General features: G+C 57.4%; 11 protein-coding genes and 3 pseudogenes. 8 read left to right on the top strand and 6 right to left on the bottom strand.

What is annotated here, in order from left to right; translation table 11 throughout:
- Positions 1 to 262: 262 nt before the first annotated feature.
- The 4 genes and pseudogenes from ACVW16_RS23280 to ACVW16_RS23265 all read right to left on the bottom strand — a co-directional run.
- Positions 263 to 503: pseudogene (locus ACVW16_RS23280) on the bottom strand (SufD family Fe-S cluster assembly protein); the annotation flags it as partial.
- A gap of 443 nt (positions 504 to 946) precedes the next feature.
- Positions 947 to 1,150 (bottom strand): 4Fe-4S binding protein, encoded by a 204-nt coding sequence (locus ACVW16_RS23275; RefSeq protein ID WP_456701431.1) that lies wholly within the window; start codon positions 1,148 to 1,150, stop codon positions 947 to 949.
- Between the two features lie 700 nt (positions 1,151 to 1,850).
- Complete coding sequence (gene ald, locus ACVW16_RS23270; RefSeq protein ID WP_456701430.1) at positions 1,851 to 2,963, bottom strand: alanine dehydrogenase; 1,113 nt, start codon at positions 2,961 to 2,963, stop codon at positions 1,851 to 1,853.
- 582 nt (positions 2,964 to 3,545) lie between these two features.
- Positions 3,546 to 4,225: pseudogene (locus ACVW16_RS23265) on the bottom strand (molybdate ABC transporter permease subunit).
- 550 nt (positions 4,226 to 4,775) lie between these two features.
- On the opposite strand from ACVW16_RS23265, the gene ACVW16_RS23260 reads away from it, so the two are divergent.
- The 5 genes from ACVW16_RS23260 to ACVW16_RS23240 all read left to right on the top strand — a co-directional run bounded on the left by ACVW16_RS23260 (position 4,776) and on the right by ACVW16_RS23240 (position 11,298).
- On the top strand, positions 4,776 to 4,970 hold the full coding sequence (locus tag ACVW16_RS23260; RefSeq protein ID WP_456701429.1) for a hypothetical protein: 195 nt from the start codon (positions 4,776 to 4,778) through the stop codon (positions 4,968 to 4,970).
- A 344-nt stretch (positions 4,971 to 5,314) separates the two neighbouring features.
- Positions 5,315 to 6,637 (top strand): C4-dicarboxylate transporter DctA, encoded by a 1,323-nt coding sequence (dctA, locus tag ACVW16_RS23255; RefSeq protein ID WP_456701428.1) that lies wholly within the window; start codon positions 5,315 to 5,317, stop codon positions 6,635 to 6,637.
- A gap of 832 nt (positions 6,638 to 7,469) precedes the next feature.
- Positions 7,470 to 10,145 carry a PAS domain S-box protein gene (locus tag ACVW16_RS23250; protein WP_456701427.1) on the top strand — a complete coding sequence of 892 codons (2,676 nt, stop codon included), beginning with the start codon at positions 7,470 to 7,472 and terminating at the stop codon, positions 10,143 to 10,145.
- Positions 10,142 to 10,825: a response regulator transcription factor gene (locus tag ACVW16_RS23245; protein ID WP_456701426.1), complete on the top strand. Its 684-nt coding sequence runs from the start codon at positions 10,142 to 10,144 to the stop codon at positions 10,823 to 10,825. Before ACVW16_RS23250 ends, ACVW16_RS23245 begins: the two co-directional genes overlap by 4 nt.
- Before the next feature lie 86 nt (positions 10,826 to 10,911).
- Positions 10,912 to 11,298 carry a response regulator transcription factor gene (locus ACVW16_RS23240; RefSeq protein WP_456701425.1) on the top strand — a complete coding sequence of 129 codons (387 nt, stop codon included), beginning with the start codon at positions 10,912 to 10,914 and terminating at the stop codon, positions 11,296 to 11,298.
- Between the two features lie 436 nt (positions 11,299 to 11,734).
- Here the strand turns inward: ACVW16_RS23240 and glmS are convergent, their stop codons facing one another.
- Both glmS and ACVW16_RS23230 read right to left on the bottom strand, forming a co-directional pair.
- Positions 11,735 to 13,561 (bottom strand): glutamine--fructose-6-phosphate transaminase (isomerizing), encoded by a 1,827-nt coding sequence (gene glmS, locus ACVW16_RS23235; RefSeq protein ID WP_456701424.1) that lies wholly within the window; start codon positions 13,559 to 13,561, stop codon positions 11,735 to 11,737.
- 147 nt (positions 13,562 to 13,708) lie between these two features.
- The gene (locus tag ACVW16_RS23230) at positions 13,709 to 13,957 is read right to left on the bottom strand and encodes a hypothetical protein (RefSeq protein WP_456701423.1); all 249 of its coding nucleotides are present in this window, start codon (positions 13,955 to 13,957) and stop codon (positions 13,709 to 13,711) included.
- A gap of 466 nt (positions 13,958 to 14,423) precedes the next feature.
- On the opposite strand from ACVW16_RS23230, the gene ACVW16_RS23225 reads away from it, so the two are divergent.
- The 3 genes and pseudogenes from ACVW16_RS23225 (at position 14,424) to ACVW16_RS23215 (ending at position 16,928) form a co-directional block, all read left to right on the top strand.
- Entirely contained in the window at positions 14,424 to 14,732 is a 309-nt protein-coding gene (locus ACVW16_RS23225) for a hypothetical protein (RefSeq protein ID WP_456701422.1), read from the top strand.
- Between the two features lie 124 nt (positions 14,733 to 14,856).
- Positions 14,857 to 15,942, top strand: coding sequence for a GDP-mannose 4,6-dehydratase (gene gmd / locus ACVW16_RS23220; protein WP_456701421.1), 1,086 nt, complete (start codon positions 14,857 to 14,859; stop codon positions 15,940 to 15,942).
- Positions 15,923 to 16,928 (top strand): annotated as a pseudogene (locus ACVW16_RS23215) (GDP-L-fucose synthase family protein). The gene gmd and the pseudogene ACVW16_RS23215 overlap by 20 nt, the downstream one beginning before the upstream one ends.
- Positions 16,929 to 16,994: the final 66 nt, after the last annotated feature.

Below are 16,994 nucleotides of genomic sequence, written 5' to 3'. Positions count from 1 at the left end.
GCTTTGTCAGAGAACTCTCGCTTTGCCTTGTTCGAAATGGAAGAAGGCGCGTCGTGGGTCACTCTTCTTCGCGCTTGCCCGCGGCAGCAGCCTCATGCGACGAAAGGGGGAACTTGCCTGCAATGCGCGCTTACCAACCGAGGCTTGCCAAGCGTCTATCTCAGGTGCTGCGCACGCGACCTCATAGGTCCGATCACAGTGCAAGATGCGTAGGGCCACCAATCACGTGAGCAGTTTCCGCGTTGATAAGTGCACGCACGCTGATCATCAGGGAATCGCAGACCGTGAAGTTATCGCACGCCGACCGCCTTGCGGTGCGCGGTGACGAGGTCACGACAGGTGTTCAGCGACTTGCCGGCGGCGATGACCTTGGAGATGATGTGGCTCGACGTGATCTTGCCGAGATGGATCGTTTTGGTGCCCGAGTCGACCTGCTGGAAGCCGTTCGAGATCGCGATGGAGTAGAGCTCACCGCGGGAGTTATCGCCGCGCAGGATGCACGTAGATGAACGAGCCGTAGGACAACACCGCCGAGTTCAGCGTCGCGTAGAAATTATCTGAGGGCGGAACCGCCGAGCCGAGATATTTCTGCACCGGTTCGGATCGCCTCCGAGATCGGCATGAAAGGCACGCCGGCCTTCTTCAGCTCAACGGCCTATTCCGCTAGCCCCTCGGGGGCCTTGTCGGACTCGATCAGGGCCGCAAACCCATAACGATACCTATCGACGTCGATGCGCTTGACGCGCTCGACCATCGCTCGGTCAGCTACCATTGCCCGCTCCACTCGCGCAACGGCAGCTCCCCGCCAGCGAGGATTGCGAGAGCGGCTCCCGCAAGTCACTTCGAATATGGGGCTAGTGAGTGGAAAAGCAGGAGACCGATCGGAAAGCCGGCGTTTTGTCGAAAGCGCCTTCATCATGTGTCGTGCAGGAGATCCGCCCATCGGCTAGCCCACCTGTGCTGGCACGCAGGTATCTGGCACGGGGCAAACGACGGCGCATTGGGGCGCGTCAAAATGTCCCTCACACTGGGTACACTGGGACGGATTGATCACATATATGTCGTTCTTCAAGCTGATCGCAGCATTTGGACACTCGAACTCACACGCACCGCAGACGGTGCACTGGGATGCAATTATCTTGTAGGCCATCACTGCGGTTCCATAAGCAAAGGTGCGGGACAGTTTCTCGCTATCAAGTCTTGTGCCAGGCAGTTTACGCTTGAATCGTCCGAAGTCTTTTCGTTGCCGCAAGTCGCCGCGTGGACACGTGTCGCAAATCCTACAACGAAACACGACAGCTTGATCTTGATGCTGGGGTTTGCACATGATCGATGTCACGGCACCGCGGTCACGTGAACCATGCTAGCCTCACGGATACGATCTGAGACTGTTCCAAGGGGACCGTATCGCGACTACAATCGACGCATCAAGCCACATCAAAAAGTGGTCCGGGGAGGATCAGGTCTGCCCCGAGCGCATCGCGTCGGCTCCAGTCACCAGGACAGCTGCGACTTAGGCGACAGCATCACGCTGGTCATCGCAGGTCGGGACCGCGTCTCCAAAGCCCCTTCAGAATGGCCGCAGCGATTGCCTCAAGTAGAGTCGCGCCGGTCCTGGGCATCCCCTGGACCTAGGGATGCATTCTCAGTTGTCTGCAGGGGTCAGAACATTTGTCTTCATCTTGGTGGCAGGTGAGGCGAGCGCTAGTCTGGTGATCCTCTGCTTCGCTCCGCACTTCAAATATGCGGAGGTCATCGGATTGATGTAGCCGATTGATGCAGCCAAAAAAAAAGCCACCCCGAAAGGTGGCCTTAAGTCAGGGAGGAAACGCCCATGAGGGCCTCTGGGATCAGGCAGCAGCCTGTTCGATCGGTGAGAAGGGCAGCCCGAGACTCTCGGCCACCGCTTTGTAAGTTAGCCGGCCCCGATGGACGTTGAGGCCTGTGCGCAGATGTGGGTTCTCGAGTACGGCGGAAAACCCCTTGTTGGCCAGAGCCAAACCAAACGGCAGAGTCGCGTTATTCAGTGCCTGGCTCGACGTAAGCGGCACCGCTCCGGGCATATTGGCTACACAATAATGAATAACGCCATCTACTTCGTAAGTTGGTTCAGCGTGAGTGGTCGGGTGCGATGTCTCAAAGCAGCCGCCCTGATCGATAGCGACGTCCACGAGCACCGCCCTCTTGCGCATTGAGCGCAGCATGCTCCGGCTGACCAGCTTCGGCGCGCTCGCACCTGGAACGAGCACCGCACCAATCACCACATCCGCCGCAAATACCTCTTCCTCTATGGACTCGATGGTCGAAAACCTGGTGCGAACGCGCCCTTCGAATAGCTCGTCCAGCTCGCGTAGCCGGATTATCGACCGATCGATGATGGTGACTTCTGCGCCCAGGCCGACCGCCATGCGTGCCGCGTGAGTGCCAACCACGCCACCCCCGATCACTACGATTCGGGCAGGCTGAACACCGGGCACCCCACCGATCAGCAGCCCTCGTCCGCCTGTACTGCGTTTCAGTGCGCTACCCGCTGCTTCGATCGCAAGCCTACCCGCGACCTCGCTCATCGGCGCCAGCAGTGGAAGACCGCCATGCGCATCAGTTACGGTCTCATACGCGATCGCGGTGCATCCAGATTCCAAGAGGCCCCTAGCTTGATCAGGGTCGGGAGCCAGATGCAGATAAGTGAACAGAATGTGATCCTCACGAAGCTGAGCCCACTCCGACGGCTGAGGCTCCTTGACCTTTACGATCATCTCGCTCGATGCGAATACCTCAGCTGCCGAGGTCAGAACCGTCGCGCCAGCCTTGCGATAATCGTCATCGGTTGCACCAATGCCAACACCGGCATTGGTCTCGATCGCCACATGGTGGCCCGCTGCCACATACTCGCGGGCAGCTCCAGGGGTAAGACCCACGCGATATTCGTGCGTCTTGATTTCCTTCGGGACTCCGACCTTCATTTGAACACTCCCAGCCTGATGCGCCCTTCTTATCGGAAGTGCGCAGCGATATCGCGACGCACCCGGCCAAAATGACGCAGGAATTAAGCGATATTTGACACCCTTCGCAGGATTTCAAACCCGCGTGTGCCGAGCGGATCGTGCGACATATTGGCCGACCGTCAAAACTGCGCGATAGGGATACATCGGTGCGAATTTGCGGTCTCCGCTCCCAGAAGACCAACAACCAACTCCAGTCTTGACGAAGTTCCGCATCCACGGTCCCGTTGCCGCATCGAGTTGCCAGCACGCTTTATAGTGAATCAGCTTGCCGCCTCTGGCAATTGCGATCACCGCACCCGGCACGCGTTTGCTCGCGATCTCGCTAGCGCAGAACTCGTCTAGTTTGCCAAGGCGCTGCTGAGAAACGCCAACCTCATCGGCCGTCGCTCGGGCAGAGGCGCGGAGTGCATTGATTTGAGATCGATTCCAGCAGCGGCTGCGGCTACAACTAGCTTGTTCATTGCAAGCTCACAAGGATCGATGGGCCGGTTTGCAAGACCGCTGCTTGCTCAGATACGTCGGGCGGCAGATCTAAGACGATTAGGTAATCCTGCCGGCACTATGTCTGTTGAGCAGCGCCAAAGTGAAGATTATGGCCAAAGCGAACATCATCATACCACCCACAAGCACGCTTGCTTCGCGCCAGCGCGCCGCCTGGACGTAGTCTACGACGTAAGCCGACAGCACTTTGGTGCGCCCAGGAATATTGCCCCGATCATCATCACCACGCCAAATGTGCCGATCGTATGAGAAAAGCCAATTAGGGCGGCTTTGACAAACTCCAGTCGCGCCAGCGGCGCGCTCACGGCGCCGAAGGCATGCAACGGCGAAACGCGCCGGTTCGTTTCCAACGGGCAATCGTCCATCGCAACAAAGGCGTTGCGGATCGGCTGCACGACCAGCGGCAGCGCCGACAGGACCGATCCGACCACGATTCCTGCGAAAGTAAAGGAGAGCGTGCGCTCGCCTCAGAAAAAGGCGATAACGCCAGCCGGTCCGTGGGGGCCAAGCAAAACCACTACGCAAAAGCCGAGAGCCGTGGGCGGTAGCACTAGCGGTAAGACGATAACCGCGGCCACCGCCTCACTTGCGAGAGTCTTCGAACGCGCCAACCACCAAGCGAGGGGCACTCCAACCATGAGAAGGATCACGGTCGTTACGCTGGCGAGCTCGATCGTGAGCACAACAGATTGCGAAATCTTTGCCCAAACGACATCCACGTGCGTCAGCTCACAGGTGGGCGCAGGTCACCGTATCGAGACATCGATCGCTTGTACGCCGGTCTCACCTGGTGATGTGGCGCGAATCGCGATTTGCTCGCGCCGCAGGTCGTCGCCGCGGCCAAATTCACGCGCGCCTCGTCTAGGAGAAAGACCAACATCGCGAGCTTCATCGACAACCCCGGTGGCGGGTCCGCCTCGATTCATCTGACAGGTCGTTTCTCACTGTCATCAGCAATTCTTGTGCCGCTTACGAACCTTGAGGTCTCTATCCTCAAATGTGAGAGAAAGTCGGGTTCGTGCCAATGCCGCTTTGGAGCGGACCTAACGACGCTCTGTCAGGGTTCCGGCATCCTTTGTTCCTGAGCAGACAGCGACAGCCGCACAACGAAGCATCGGAATTTTTCTCCCGAAAAGATGTTACTAAGAATGGTAGACGGTTCGCGCCGCGCAGGAAGCCTGTGTATGGCGGCAACACAAAGGGTGCAGCTAAGAAACGCCGTAGGCTGCTTCTGCGACTTGGCAAAAGGGTGCGACGGCCCGCCAGTGAATGCCGCTTCTGACCGACTTGGCTGATGCGGATCGTCAGCGCAGCCTTGGCGCCCTCCTTGCAAGAACGAGCTTAGCCGCTAGCCACAACGCAGCTCATGCCAAGAATTTTTCGCGCAAGATAGTGCTTAAACCGGGCTTCCATACAGCAAATACAGAAATCCAAATTATCAATTTTACCGATGCTACGTATTGATGCATCGATCTCAGCACTCCGCACCTACGGCCGGGAAGTTACGCCGCTTGAGCCCGCTATGCTCCATTTTTGTGCTCGACCTTGGGAACGAGGTCATACCAGTGAGCCGGTGCCGCTGACGAAAGAAGAGTTGTCGGCCGCTAGTTGATCGGCCCAGTTCGGACATCTGGTGCAGATCTTGCTTACGGAAAATGGATAACGCAACTAAACGCCTGCCTTTAGATGGTCGCACCGGCTCCCGGAACTGCCTTCAATCGGACACGGCTAAAATGATGAGTCTCGTATGACGCTGTCGCCTCGCAGCGACTCGGCGTCTCAACGAGTATTTTCGGGAAGGAAGCGTCATGACTACCATGGCAGCTGCATCGCCTCTACGCGCGTCGCAAGTTTGGTATAAGATACTCTACGTGCAAGTGCTAATCGCAATCTTGATTGGCGCGGTGCTCGGCTGCCTCTTGCCGTCTGTCGCCACCAACGATTGGGTTAAGGCGCTCGGTGACGGGTTCATCAAGCTCATCAAGATGGTGATCGCGCCGATTATATTCTGCACCGTCGCATCTGGCATTGCCCATATTCAGGATGCAAAGAAAGTCGGGTCCGTCGGCGTCAAGGCGCTGTTCTATTTCGAGATTGTTTCCAGCTTTGCCTTACTGTTGGGCCTCGTTATGGGCAATCTGGTACGAATTGGCCATGGCCTTGCGGTCAAGCCAGATGCTGCGGCGGTCGCCAATTACGTCAAGCAGGCGGAAGCCTCGAAGAGCGTCGACTTTATTCTCAACATCATTCCCGATAGCGTGGTCGGCGCCTTCGCTCGCGGCGATGTTCTGCAAGTTCTCCTTTTCGCGATCCTTTTCGGATTCTCGCTGATGGCGCTGGGAAAGCGGGGAGAGCGTCTGCGCGGCATGATTGACGACGTCGCGCACGCGGCGTTCGGGGTGATCGCTATCATAATGAAAGCGGCTCCGATCGGTGCCTTCGGCGCCATGGCTTTCACAGTCGGTAAGTTCGGGCCCGGAGCACTCGGCAATCTCATCGGTCTGATCGCGCTATTCTACGTGACGGCCGCGCTATTCGTGTTGGTAGTGCTTGGTCTAATCGCCCGCCTCGTTGGCTTTTCGATATTCAAGTTCCTTGTCTATATCAAGGACGAGATTCTAATCGTGCTCGGCACTTCGTCCTCCGAAAGCGCGCTGCCGCAATTGATGGAGAAGCTCGAGCGGCTAGGCTGCTCTAAGCCGGTGGTCGGGCTGGTGGTGCCAACTGGCTACTCCTTCAACCTCGACGGCACCAATATCTATATGACACTTGCAACATTGTTCATTGCGCAGGCACTCGGCGTCGATCTCACGTTTGGCCAGCAGCTCACGATTTTGCTCGTAGCAATGCTAACGTCGAAGGGAGCCAGCGGCGTCACCGGCGCAGGGTTCATCACGCTCGCTGCGACATTGTCGGTGGTAAACCCAGCTCTGGTGCCCGGCATGGCGATCGTGTTTTCGATCGACAAGTTCATGAGCGAGGTGCGCGCCCTTACCAACATCATCGGCAATGGCATCGCGTGCGTGTTCGTATCCTGGTGGGAAGGCGAGCTCGATCACGCAACGCTGCAGTCTCGGCTCAACCAGCCTAACGTTTCCACCACTAGCGACTCGACAAGCACAACGAGGTAGGTTCCGGAACTTATCCGCCGCCCGTCCGACACGAACTTTATCCCGTGCGCTTCTGGCGTAGGGCCCTCGGTCAGCACCGCTGCCAGGCAGCTTATCCTAGAGGCAGGCGAGCAAAGAAGTAGAGGCTCCTTTCGCGGCTTCTCTTTCGCGGTCAGGGGCTACCGGCGGTGCAATGCTTGGGGAGCGTTTGGCGAACCAGATCAAGAGTGATTTCCGCATGCCGAACTGGGAATTTCTCCGCCGACGAATACTCTTAATAAGCGGCATTTCCTCATGCGCGCTGCCTCATTCAAGCCATGGCGGTGATCAGCTTGGATTAGATGGCACTCGACGGAGCAGTCGCGGGTCATATAAGGCTGCGCTGGCTTCGGCGTCGGCGCTCAATTCCAGCGACACCGGTTGGAGACGAGTCTTTTGCGACTACTCGTGATGGCCTGATCCGATAGGTAGCACTCACGTAACGCCGGCGTCTGTTTCGGCGCCTGAACTTGCAGTTCTTCGTAGAAGCGGCCTTGCCGGCGAGGTGAGTGGTTCGGCAGTACGCAGCGGGTGTAGAGGGTGCATCGGCCAAACGAGCGAGCGAGTGCGCCGAATGGCTACCGGAGGCGGCGCAAAGCAGACGTTTAAGCTTCGCCTGCAGCCCCGTCAGTGACACCCATCGGAAAGTTTAGGACAATTATACGTATGTTTATAATGCGTTTTTTCCCGGCGCGTGCTGAGTTCGGTCGGAGGTGACCAATCTCGCACACGCTAAACCCAAGCGTTGAAGATTGCCCCATTTTTGCCGAAAATGCTATAGCTCTCGCCGGAGAACAGGCCGGACGGTCTCAAAATGTTTGTCCAGATCAGCAGTCGTAAACGTTCAGCCCCGCAGTTCACCTTCGGCGGCATGACGCTCGCCGCCGTTACATTGATATGCGTATACCTTCAGGCGCATTTTGCCGCGGCGGCGTTCGCCTATATGTTAGTAGTATTGCTATTTTCGTTAATGGGCATCTTCATCGCGTCGTCCGCGCTTTGCGTCGCAGCGATCGCTGTTCTCGCGTACTACTTTGCGCCGCCGGCGTTCAGTCTGCGATTCGATGACCCCCACGATCTTCCAGTCGTCGTTGCATTTTTTATTGTCTCCGTTGCGGGAACGTACCTGATGGGCAAGCTCCGCCAGGAACGAGAGACTGCGCGTGGGGCCGCAGCCCAACTTCAGCGGAGTGCGGCGGATTTGGAGGATCGCGAAAAACTCTGGCGCGCGATCTTCGAGCACAACCCGGCCATGTACGTCATGGTCGATGAAGCCGGTACTATCCTCAACGTCAATACGCTCGGCGCGACACAACTCGGCTATACTCGTGCCGAACTGATCGGCCGATGTGTGCTGGACGTATTTCTCGAGGAGGATCGCGCGTTCGCTCGCGAATGCGTTCGCAGCTGCCTTGAGAATGTCGGACAAACGCGCACGTGGGATGCCCAGAAAGTCAGGAAGGACCGCTCGGTCTTGTGGGTACGTGAAAACGCCAAAGCCATGCTCTGGGCGGATCAGCGGCCCATTGTGCTTATCGCCTGCGAAGATATCACGGAGCGAAGGCGGACCGAACTTGCGCTACAGCGGAGCGAAGCACATTTGGCCCAGGCGCAGGAGTTGAGTCACACAGGTAGCTTCAGCTGGAACACAACTACGGGTGAGGCTTTCTGGTCAAAGGAAACATTTCGGATTTTCCAATTGGATCCTGAGACCGTGCAACCCGAGCCGCACCTCGTCGTTGAGCGCACTCATCCAGATGATAGGGCTTCGGTTAGAGAAATTATCGATCGCGCGATGCGAGACCAGAGCGATTTCGAGCACGAATACCGGCTTCTGCTACCGGACGGCTCGATTAAGCACATTCACGCGCAGGCACGTGCCACGCGAACCGCTTCTGGCGAGATTGAGTTTGTTGGCGCAGCCACCGACGTTACGGCAGCGAGGACAGCCGAACAGCAGTTGCGCCGCAGCGAGGCGTATCTGGCAGAGGCCCAGCATCTCACTCACACAGGAAGTTGGGCCTGGGATGTCCACGGTCTAGATTTCGTGTATCGCTCCGCCGAGGTCGATCGTCTGTTTGCCTTTAGCCCACAAGAGCCGGTATCGATCGAGACCATTCGATCACGCATCCATCCGGACGACCTGCCGCGGCTACAGGAGGTGCAGCGCCAAGCGATTGAACTTAAGGAGCGGCGGTTCGAATATGATTTCCGTATCCTTGTACCAGATGGCGGGATAAGACGCATACACTCCGTTGCGCACGTGGTGGTCGGCAGTGATGGTATGGTCCGCGAGTTGATCGGAACGCATATGGATGTGACCGAGCAACACGCAGCTAAGGAACGCCTGGAAAACACACTTGCCGCGTTGCGCGAAAGCGAACAGCGCTTTCGCGACTACGCCGAAACAGCTTCCGACTGGCTCTGGGAGACCGGGCCGGATCACCAGGTCACTCACGTGTCTGAGCACACCAGCGCTGCGGGAATTTTGGCCACAGGATTGACGGGCCTCTTTCGCTGGGACATCGCGTGCGACCTCGAAGAGGAACCCGAGAAGTGGCGGCAGCATCGGGCGACGTTGCAGGCGCACCAGCCATTTAGGGACCTCGTTTATCGTACGCAGAATCGGTTTGGATCTCCAATATATGTCCGCACGAGTGGCAAGCCGTTTTTCGATGGAAATGGTACTTTCCTTGGCTACCGTGGCGTGAGCACTGACATTACCGCTACCATTCGCGCCGATCAAGCCGAACAAGAACTACGGAAAGCGCAAGCGGAGCTTGCACATGTGACGCGAGTAACAGCGTTAGGAGAACTGACAACCTCGATCGCCCACGAAATAAACCAGCCTCTCGCCGCTATTATCAACAACTCCGAGGCGTGCCTCGGCTGGATGGGTCGCGAGGCTCCTGATCTTGCCGCCGCGCGTTCCTCCGTGGAATGGATCATCGAAGACGCAATTCGGGCAAGCGAGGTGATCCGTCGCGTTCGCGCGCTCGCGAAGAAAGGCGAAATTGAGATGGTGCCGCTCGATATTAATGAGGTAGTTAAGGACGTCATTGCGCTGGTAACACGAGAGCTGGTGAGCCACCGGGTGAGGTTGCGAACCGAGTTGACGGCCGCGTTGCCTATGATCCTCGGTGATCGAATTCAGCTACAACAGGTGATCATTAACCTGGTGATGAACGGAATCGAGGCGATGGACGCAGTTACAGACCGGCCGCGCGAACTTCTGATTCATTCATCCAAGGACGATCTGGGACACGTGCAGCTCGCTGTGGCCGATTGCGGCGTCGGCATAGCCGAGAAGGACGCGGACCACGTCCTGGATCCCTTCTTCACTACCAAGTCGACCGGCCTTGGAATGGGCCTTTCGATCTGCCGTTCGATCGTGGAAGCTCATGGAGGACGGCTGTCAATGGTCCCCAAAAATGGACCGGGCGCGACCTTCCAGTTCACCCTGCCGCTGCATAAGGAGGCCGTGTTGTGACAGAACGATTTGATTCGCCAGGTGAAGGCAGCAATGCCGAGGCCTCGACGAAGGCGATCGTCTTTGTCGTTGAGGATGACATCTCCGTGCGCCGTTCGCTTACGAACCTTTTTAAACAGGTGGGGTTGGAGGTCATCGCGTTCGGATCGGCCCGGGAGATGCTGCAGACCCAAATTCCGGACGTCACCAGCTGTCTAGTTCTTGATGTTCGACTGCCAGGCCTGAGCGGCCTTGACTACCAGACCGAGCTGGCCAGGTTGAACATACACATCCCGATCATTTTCATTACCGGCCATGGCGACATTCCCATGACTGTCAGGGCCATGAAGGGAGGTGCCGTCGATTTTCTCAGCAAGCCATTCCGCGATCAGGAGCTGCTTGATGCCGTCGTTGCGGCGACTGAACGCGATCGCAAGAGACGGGAAGCTCAGCGAGCCGTCGCGAACCTGCAGTCGCTATTTGAGACCCTAAGCCCCCGAGAGCAGGCAGTGATGAGACTTGTCGCAGGCGGCCTGATGAACAAACAGATAGCCGCCGAACTCGGGCTCGCGGAGATTACCGTCAAAATCTATCGCGGACACGTCATGAAAAAAATGCGTGCCCGCTCGCTGGCCGACTTGATCAGGATGAGCGAGACGCTGGGAATTAGTTCCAATCGTCCTGAACAAACCCAAGTATGATTTTACAAGTCTATCACTTAAGCCCACTTTTCGCCGAAAGTGGCTAGCGCTTCGATAGCCGCTGTACTGCGTTGGGAGGGCTCATCTTGTCCACGCCTTTGATTTCTGTCGTCGACGACGACGCCTCGGTCCGTGCGGCGACAGAAAACCTTTTGAAATCGCGTGGCTACGACGTGCAAATATTTTCGTCCGCCGAGGCACTCCTGCTGTCGCCGCAGTTGGCCGAGACATCCTGTGTCATTACCGATGTGCAGATGTCAGCGATGAGCGGGCTGGATCTTTTGGCAGAGGTGCGGACGCGTGGTTACGACGCACCGTTCATCTTCATTACAGCTTTCCCCGACGAGCGCGTGCGCGCCTCGGCTATGGACGCGGGAGCGATGGGATTTCTCGCCAAACCGCTTGGCGGAAAAGAGCTACTCAAGTGTCTGGACAACGCGCTGAAGGCATATGGCGATCGAGGCGGCATCTGATTCCACCCCCAGGCTTGAGTTCATGTCTGATCCAAAACACATCGGAACGAAGATCCCCACTACCGAGCATCGTTTCGCACGGAACTGCAACTCGCTCTGAATACTTCCAGTTAGCAGCGATTTGGCCACGCGCAGTCCCCTTCAGGTCCGCGCTCGCGTTGACGCGCAGCAGTTCCCGCCAGTGAGCAACAGCCACTCATGTCCGCCGACGGATGTAGCGACCTAATTTGAAATGAGGCTATCAGCACAAAGCGAGCCGGCCGAGCGTTTAGATATCAGACCAATCGGGCTGACAGCCGCATTGGTTGATGTGGCCAGCTACGAGCAATTTCCCGGATTAGAAACTAGTTGAATTCTATCACCCAACCGAGGTAACGAAACGCAAGCCCGAGCGGGTCGACCGAGACTTCTAGGCCTGGACAAAAACATTTCAGCCTCATTCCACAGTGACCGATTTCGCGAGATTTCGCGGCTGATCCACGTCCGCGCCCATTGCGACAGCGGTATGGTAAGCTAAGAGCTGGACCGGAATAGCATAGACCATCGGCGTAAAGCTTGCGGCCATTGTCGGCAGCACGATGGTGCCGAGTGTATCCACCGTCGCTTCCGAAGCCCCCTTCGCATCGGTGATCAGGACTATCTTGCCGCCCCGAGCGGCCACTTCTTGCATGTTCGAGACGGTTTTGTCGAAGACGCGGTCGTAAGGCGCGATCACGACTACCGGAATAGCCTCATCGATCAGCGCGATTGGCCCGTGCTTGAGTTCCCCGGCGGCGTAGCCTTGCGAGGGAATATAGGAAATTTCCTTTAGCTTAAGCGCGCCCTCAAACGCCAGAGGCGCCGATGCGCCACGACCGAGATAGATTGCGGCCCTCGCGCCGGCCATATAACGCGCGAGCTTTTCAATCTGAGGCTCGGCCAACAGGGCCGCAGCAATCAAACGCGGCACTTCAACGAGCTCTCGCACGAGGTTCGCTTCATCGATCCTTGACAGCTTGCCTCGCTCTCTACCTGCTGTGACAGCAAGCACCGCCAATACCATCAGCTGGCAAATGAATGCCTTGGTGGACGCGACGCCGATTTCCGGTCCAGCCAGCGTCGGGAGAACGGATTCGCTCTCGCGTGCGATTGTCGATGTCGCAACATTAACTACAGATATCGTGTGTAAGCCCTGGTCCTTGGCGTATCGCAACGCAGCTAGCGTGTCGGCGGTCTCACCCGACTGCGAGATGACAATCGCGAGATCGCCAGGACGCAAAGGCGCTTCCCGGTACCGGAACTCAGAGGCTACATCGATCTCGACAGATAGACGCGCCAGCCGCTCAAACCAATATTTGGCGATGTGGCCAGCGTAACTTGCCGTGCCGCACGCAACAATTGAGATACGCTGAATGGAATTGAAGTCGAACGGCAATGTCAGCGGAATGGCGACGCGCTTGGCTGCGCTATCCAGATAATGGCTCAAAGTCTTGCCGGCTACTGCCGGCTGCTCGTGAATTTCCTTAGCCATGAAGTGGCGATAATTCGCCCTATCCGCAAGGAGAGACGATACAACGGACTTTGAGGTTTCCCGCTGGACGACAGAGCCGTGTGCGCCATAGATCACGCAAGTCGTGCGCGTAAGCACGGCACAGTCACCGTCTTCAAGATAGGTAATCGTCTCGGTCAAAGGCGCGAGCGCGATCGCGTCGGATCCTAGATACACTTCACCGCTGCCATGTCCGATCGCAAGGGGCGAGCCTTTGCACGCACCGATCAAAAGATCGTCGTGACCGTTGAAGAGGAATGCTAAGGCGAAGGCACCGCGCAGCCGCGGCAGCGACGCCTGTACCGCATCCTGAGGCGAGTAGCCATTCTTGAGATACGACTCGACCAAATGCGGCACCACCTCGGTGTCCGTCTCTGATTTGAAGTCAGCTCCATTCCGCTCTAACTCGGCTCGGAGCTCGCGGAAATTCTCAATGATCCCGTTATGAACGACTGCTACACTTTCCGTCGCATGCGGATGAGCGTTGCTCTCCGTCGGCTTTCCATGAGTCGCCCAGCGGGTGTGGCCGATGCCGCTTTGACCCGCCGGAGTGCTATGGCGCAGCTGCTCCTCAAGGTTTCTCAGCTTGCCTTCAGCGCGGCGGCGCTCGACACGCAGACTTTCGAGAGTCGCGACACCCGCTGAGTCGTAGCCACGATATTCCAATCGCTTGAGCGCCGCGACCAACTTCCCAACGACCGGACCGCGGCCCAAAATACCAATAATTCCACACATATCAATCCATGCAGCCCAACTTCAACGAGTCCGGCGTTCGCGCTATGGCAGCCCCGTGGCACAATTCGCTTGCCAGAAGGCGACGGGTTTCAAGTTCGGGATGTTCGGCGGCCGCTTCGTTGGCCTGATTTAACTCTGTCTCACCAATCATCGTTCATCCAAATTCATTCCACCTTTTAGCTCGCGATCGAGCAGAAACTGCAACGGTGCCGCCCACAGCGTGACCTCCTCGACGAGAGGCAAACGTTTTGGTGGGCCTGCATAGGGACATGCAGCTCCGCGCAAACAGACTCGCTCGGTAGCACCGATGGCTGTCGTCGTTTCAAGCCGCAGTGAAGATGTCGACCAAATAGTCTGGCTCCATAATCGAGGATATTCGAACAGATCGCCCTTCACGATTAGTCATCTCGCCACCCCCGCTTTAAGTTTCCAAAACGAACGCAGCAATACTGGCCCTACCGAACGACGCTGGTGCGGCAGCGACTGAGTCGGTGCGTCTTACGGATAGACTCTTAGAGGAGGCTCGTTTCGTCTCGGCTTCTCTCTTTCAGATATAAAACGAAAGTTGGCCAAGTCCTCCACATGGTCTGGCGGTGATACAGCTGCGCAGCGGTGTTCGAGCTTCAATTGTCCAGTCTTCCTGGAAAGGCTGCTCCGGCGCGCGTTTAAGAGACTTGTCATGCTTGGACTGAGACAACTTGCGTTCGGTCAAGTTAGAGGATCGGGGCCCAAGCTCCATTGTACGAACGTAAACTTTAGATATCGAAAGGTTCCGCGGTCTATACCAACGTTTGTCAGCCCTTATCTCACTGTTTTCCGCCGGCCGTCCATTGCCTGCCGCAATTTGCCTAGGACGTGCGATTTGTCGACCGTCAAGACTGCTCTTCTATTCAAAGCCTGCACCCTCGCTCTTCCGCGTCATCATGAGACTGCCAGAATGCATACAGACGCAAGAGGAGAAAGCAGCAGACAGTTGGCACTCTCATTGGAAATATCGGCAGGCGGCAAGCGCGCCTGGTGGACGTACGGCGATTACAATTTTCTTTCGCCTGCTCAGGATCATGGCCGTTGCGACGTGGCTGGCGTTCATTTTTTAGATCAATGTGTTGGCATCAATCGCTCCACCTCTAAATCAATGTATATGGTGTGTATTCCTTCGTGGCGTGTATGACTTGAGGCTAACGAAGGCCTCCTTTATTTGAGCTTGGAGCGCACGTGCGCGTCTAGATTCTTCCGGAAGCGGCTTCGCGATTGTTTTTCAGAGCAGGACTTTTCCGGTGCAATTAAGGGAGACCATGGCAGCTCACAATTCAAACCGGCGCATTGCGCTGATCACCGGCGTCACCGGGCAGGATGGCGCATATCTCGCTCGGCATTTGCTCGGTCTCGGCTACACCGTGCATGGGGTCAAGCGCCGGTCGTCCTCCTTCAACACCGCGCGCGTCGATCATCTCTACAAGGACCCTCATGCCGGCGATGTGCGGTTCCTGATGCACTATGGGGACATGACGGATTCGTCCAACCTGATCCGCCTAGTGCAGCAGATTCGGCCGACCGAGATCTACAACCTTGCCGCTCAGAGCCACGTTCAGGTCAGTTTTGAGAGCCCGGAATACACGGCCAATGCCGACGCCGTGGGTGTTTTGCGGCTGTTGGAAGCCATCCGCATCCTCGGCATTGAGAAGGAAACGCGCTTCTACCAAGCCTCGACTTCGGAGCTTTACGGCCTCGTGCAAGAGGTGCCACAGAAGGAAAACACGCCATTCTATCCGCGCTCGCCATATGGCGTCGCCAAGCTCTATGGCTATTGGATCACGGTAAACTACCGTGAGGCCTATGGTTTGTTCGCGAGCAACGGCATCCTGTTCAACCACGAGAGCCCTATTCGAGGCGAGACGTTCGTGACACGCAAAATCACGCGCGGTGTCGCCCGCATCGAGGTCGGCCTCGAGAACAAGCTCTATCTCGGAAATCTCGATGCTAAGCGCGACTGGGGTCATGCCCGCGACTATGTTGAGGGCATGCATAGGATCCTGCAGGCCGACGAACCCGATGACTTCGTGCTCGCGACCGGCCAGACGCAGTCGGTCCGAGAGTTCGTCGAGCTGGCGTTTGCTGAGGTCGATCGCTGCATCGAATGGCGCGGCAAGGGCGTCGAGGAGATCGGAGTCGACAAGGCAACAGACAAGACCCTGGTGCAGGTCGATCCGACCTATTTCCGTCCGACCGAAGTGGATCTCCTGATCGGCGACCCCAGCAAGGCGCGCGCGAAACTCGGCTGGGCAGCGAAGACGCCGTTCTCGCAATTGGTGAAGGAAATGGTCGCCAGCGATCTCATACAAGCCAGAAAGGACGCAGCAAATGGCGGGTGCGGCGTTTGAGCTCAAAGGCAAGACGGTGTTCGTGGCAGGCCACCGCGGCATGGTCGGCGGGGCGCTAATGCGCCGGCTGGCGCACGAGCAGGTCGATTTCTTAACGCCGTCACGCAGCCAGCTCGATCTGCGCGATCAATCCGCAGTGAATGCCTGGTTCGCCGCGAAGCGGCCGCAGGTCGTCTTCCTGGCGGCCGCCAAGGTCGGCGGAATCGTCGCCAATAATACCCTGCGCGCCGACTTCCTCGTCGACAATCTGGCAATAGCAAGCAACGTGATCCAGGCGGCTTATGCCAACAAATGCGAGAAGCTGATGTTCTTCGGCTCCTCGTGCATCTATCCTCGCTTGGCACCGCAGCCGCTGCGAGAGAACTCGCTGTTGACTGGGCCGTTGGAGCCGACCAACGAACCCTATGCCATCGCCAAGATCGCTGGCATCAAGATGGCCGAGGCCTATCGCATCCAGTATGGCGCCGATTTCATCAGCGTGATGCCAACCAATCTCTACGGCCCCGGAGATAATTATCACCCTGAATACAGTCACGTTTTTGCCGGTCTGATCCGTCGGTTCCACGAGGCGAAAATATCGGGCGCCAGCAACGTCGTGGTGTGGGGGTACCGGCGCGCCGCGCCGCGAATTTCTTTACGTCGACGATCTCGCCGACGCCTGCATCCATTTGATGAAGACCTATTCCTCCCCAGAACCGGTCAATATAGGCACCGGCGAGGACATCAGCATTGCCGAGTTGGCACTCATGGTTGCCGCCGCCGTCGGCTTTCGCGGTGAGATCAGCTTCGACACTTCGCGCCCCGACGGAGCGCCGCGGAAGCTGCTTGACGTCGGTCGGCTGTCGGCGCTCGGCTGGCGTGCCACCACCTCGCTCAATAACGGCATTCAGCTGGCATATCGGGCTTTTCGCGCTGAGAGCGATCGACGGTGTCAGAGTGATCTTCTTGATCTCGGTAAAGCAGTCTGCGTCCCTAATAAATCATAACAAGCAATGAGCCGGCAGAGCGTTCCGCGGATGGCTAGTCCACCTTTTCAAGAAGAGAGTACTGAT

This window comes from Bradyrhizobium sp. USDA 4474 (assembly GCF_054057515.1).
The sequence above is the reverse complement of the archived record's forward strand: the minus strand, read 5'-3'. Positions and strand labels throughout refer to the sequence as shown.

Bases quoted from the DNA above. Each gene is read 5' to 3' on its own strand.
- ACVW16_RS23275 (WP_456701431.1), bottom strand. From the start codon at position 1,150: ATGGCCTACAAGATAATTGCATCCCAGTGCACCGTCTGCGGTGCGTGT.
- ald (WP_456701430.1), bottom strand. From the start codon at position 2,963: ATGAAGGTCGGAGTCCCGAAGGAAATCAAGACGCACGAATATCGCGTG.
- ACVW16_RS23260 (WP_456701429.1), top strand. From the start codon at position 4,776: ATGCCGCTTCTGACCGACTTGGCTGATGCGGATCGTCAGCGCAGCCTT.
- dctA (WP_456701428.1), top strand. From the start codon at position 5,315: ATGACTACCATGGCAGCTGCATCGCCTCTACGCGCGTCGCAAGTTTGG.
- ACVW16_RS23250 (WP_456701427.1), top strand. From the start codon at position 7,470: ATGTTTGTCCAGATCAGCAGTCGTAAACGTTCAGCCCCGCAGTTCACC.
- glmS (WP_456701424.1), bottom strand. From the start codon at position 13,561: ATGTGTGGAATTATTGGTATTTTGGGCCGCGGTCCGGTCGTTGGGAAG.
- gmd (WP_456701421.1), top strand. From the start codon at position 14,857: ATGGCAGCTCACAATTCAAACCGGCGCATTGCGCTGATCACCGGCGTC.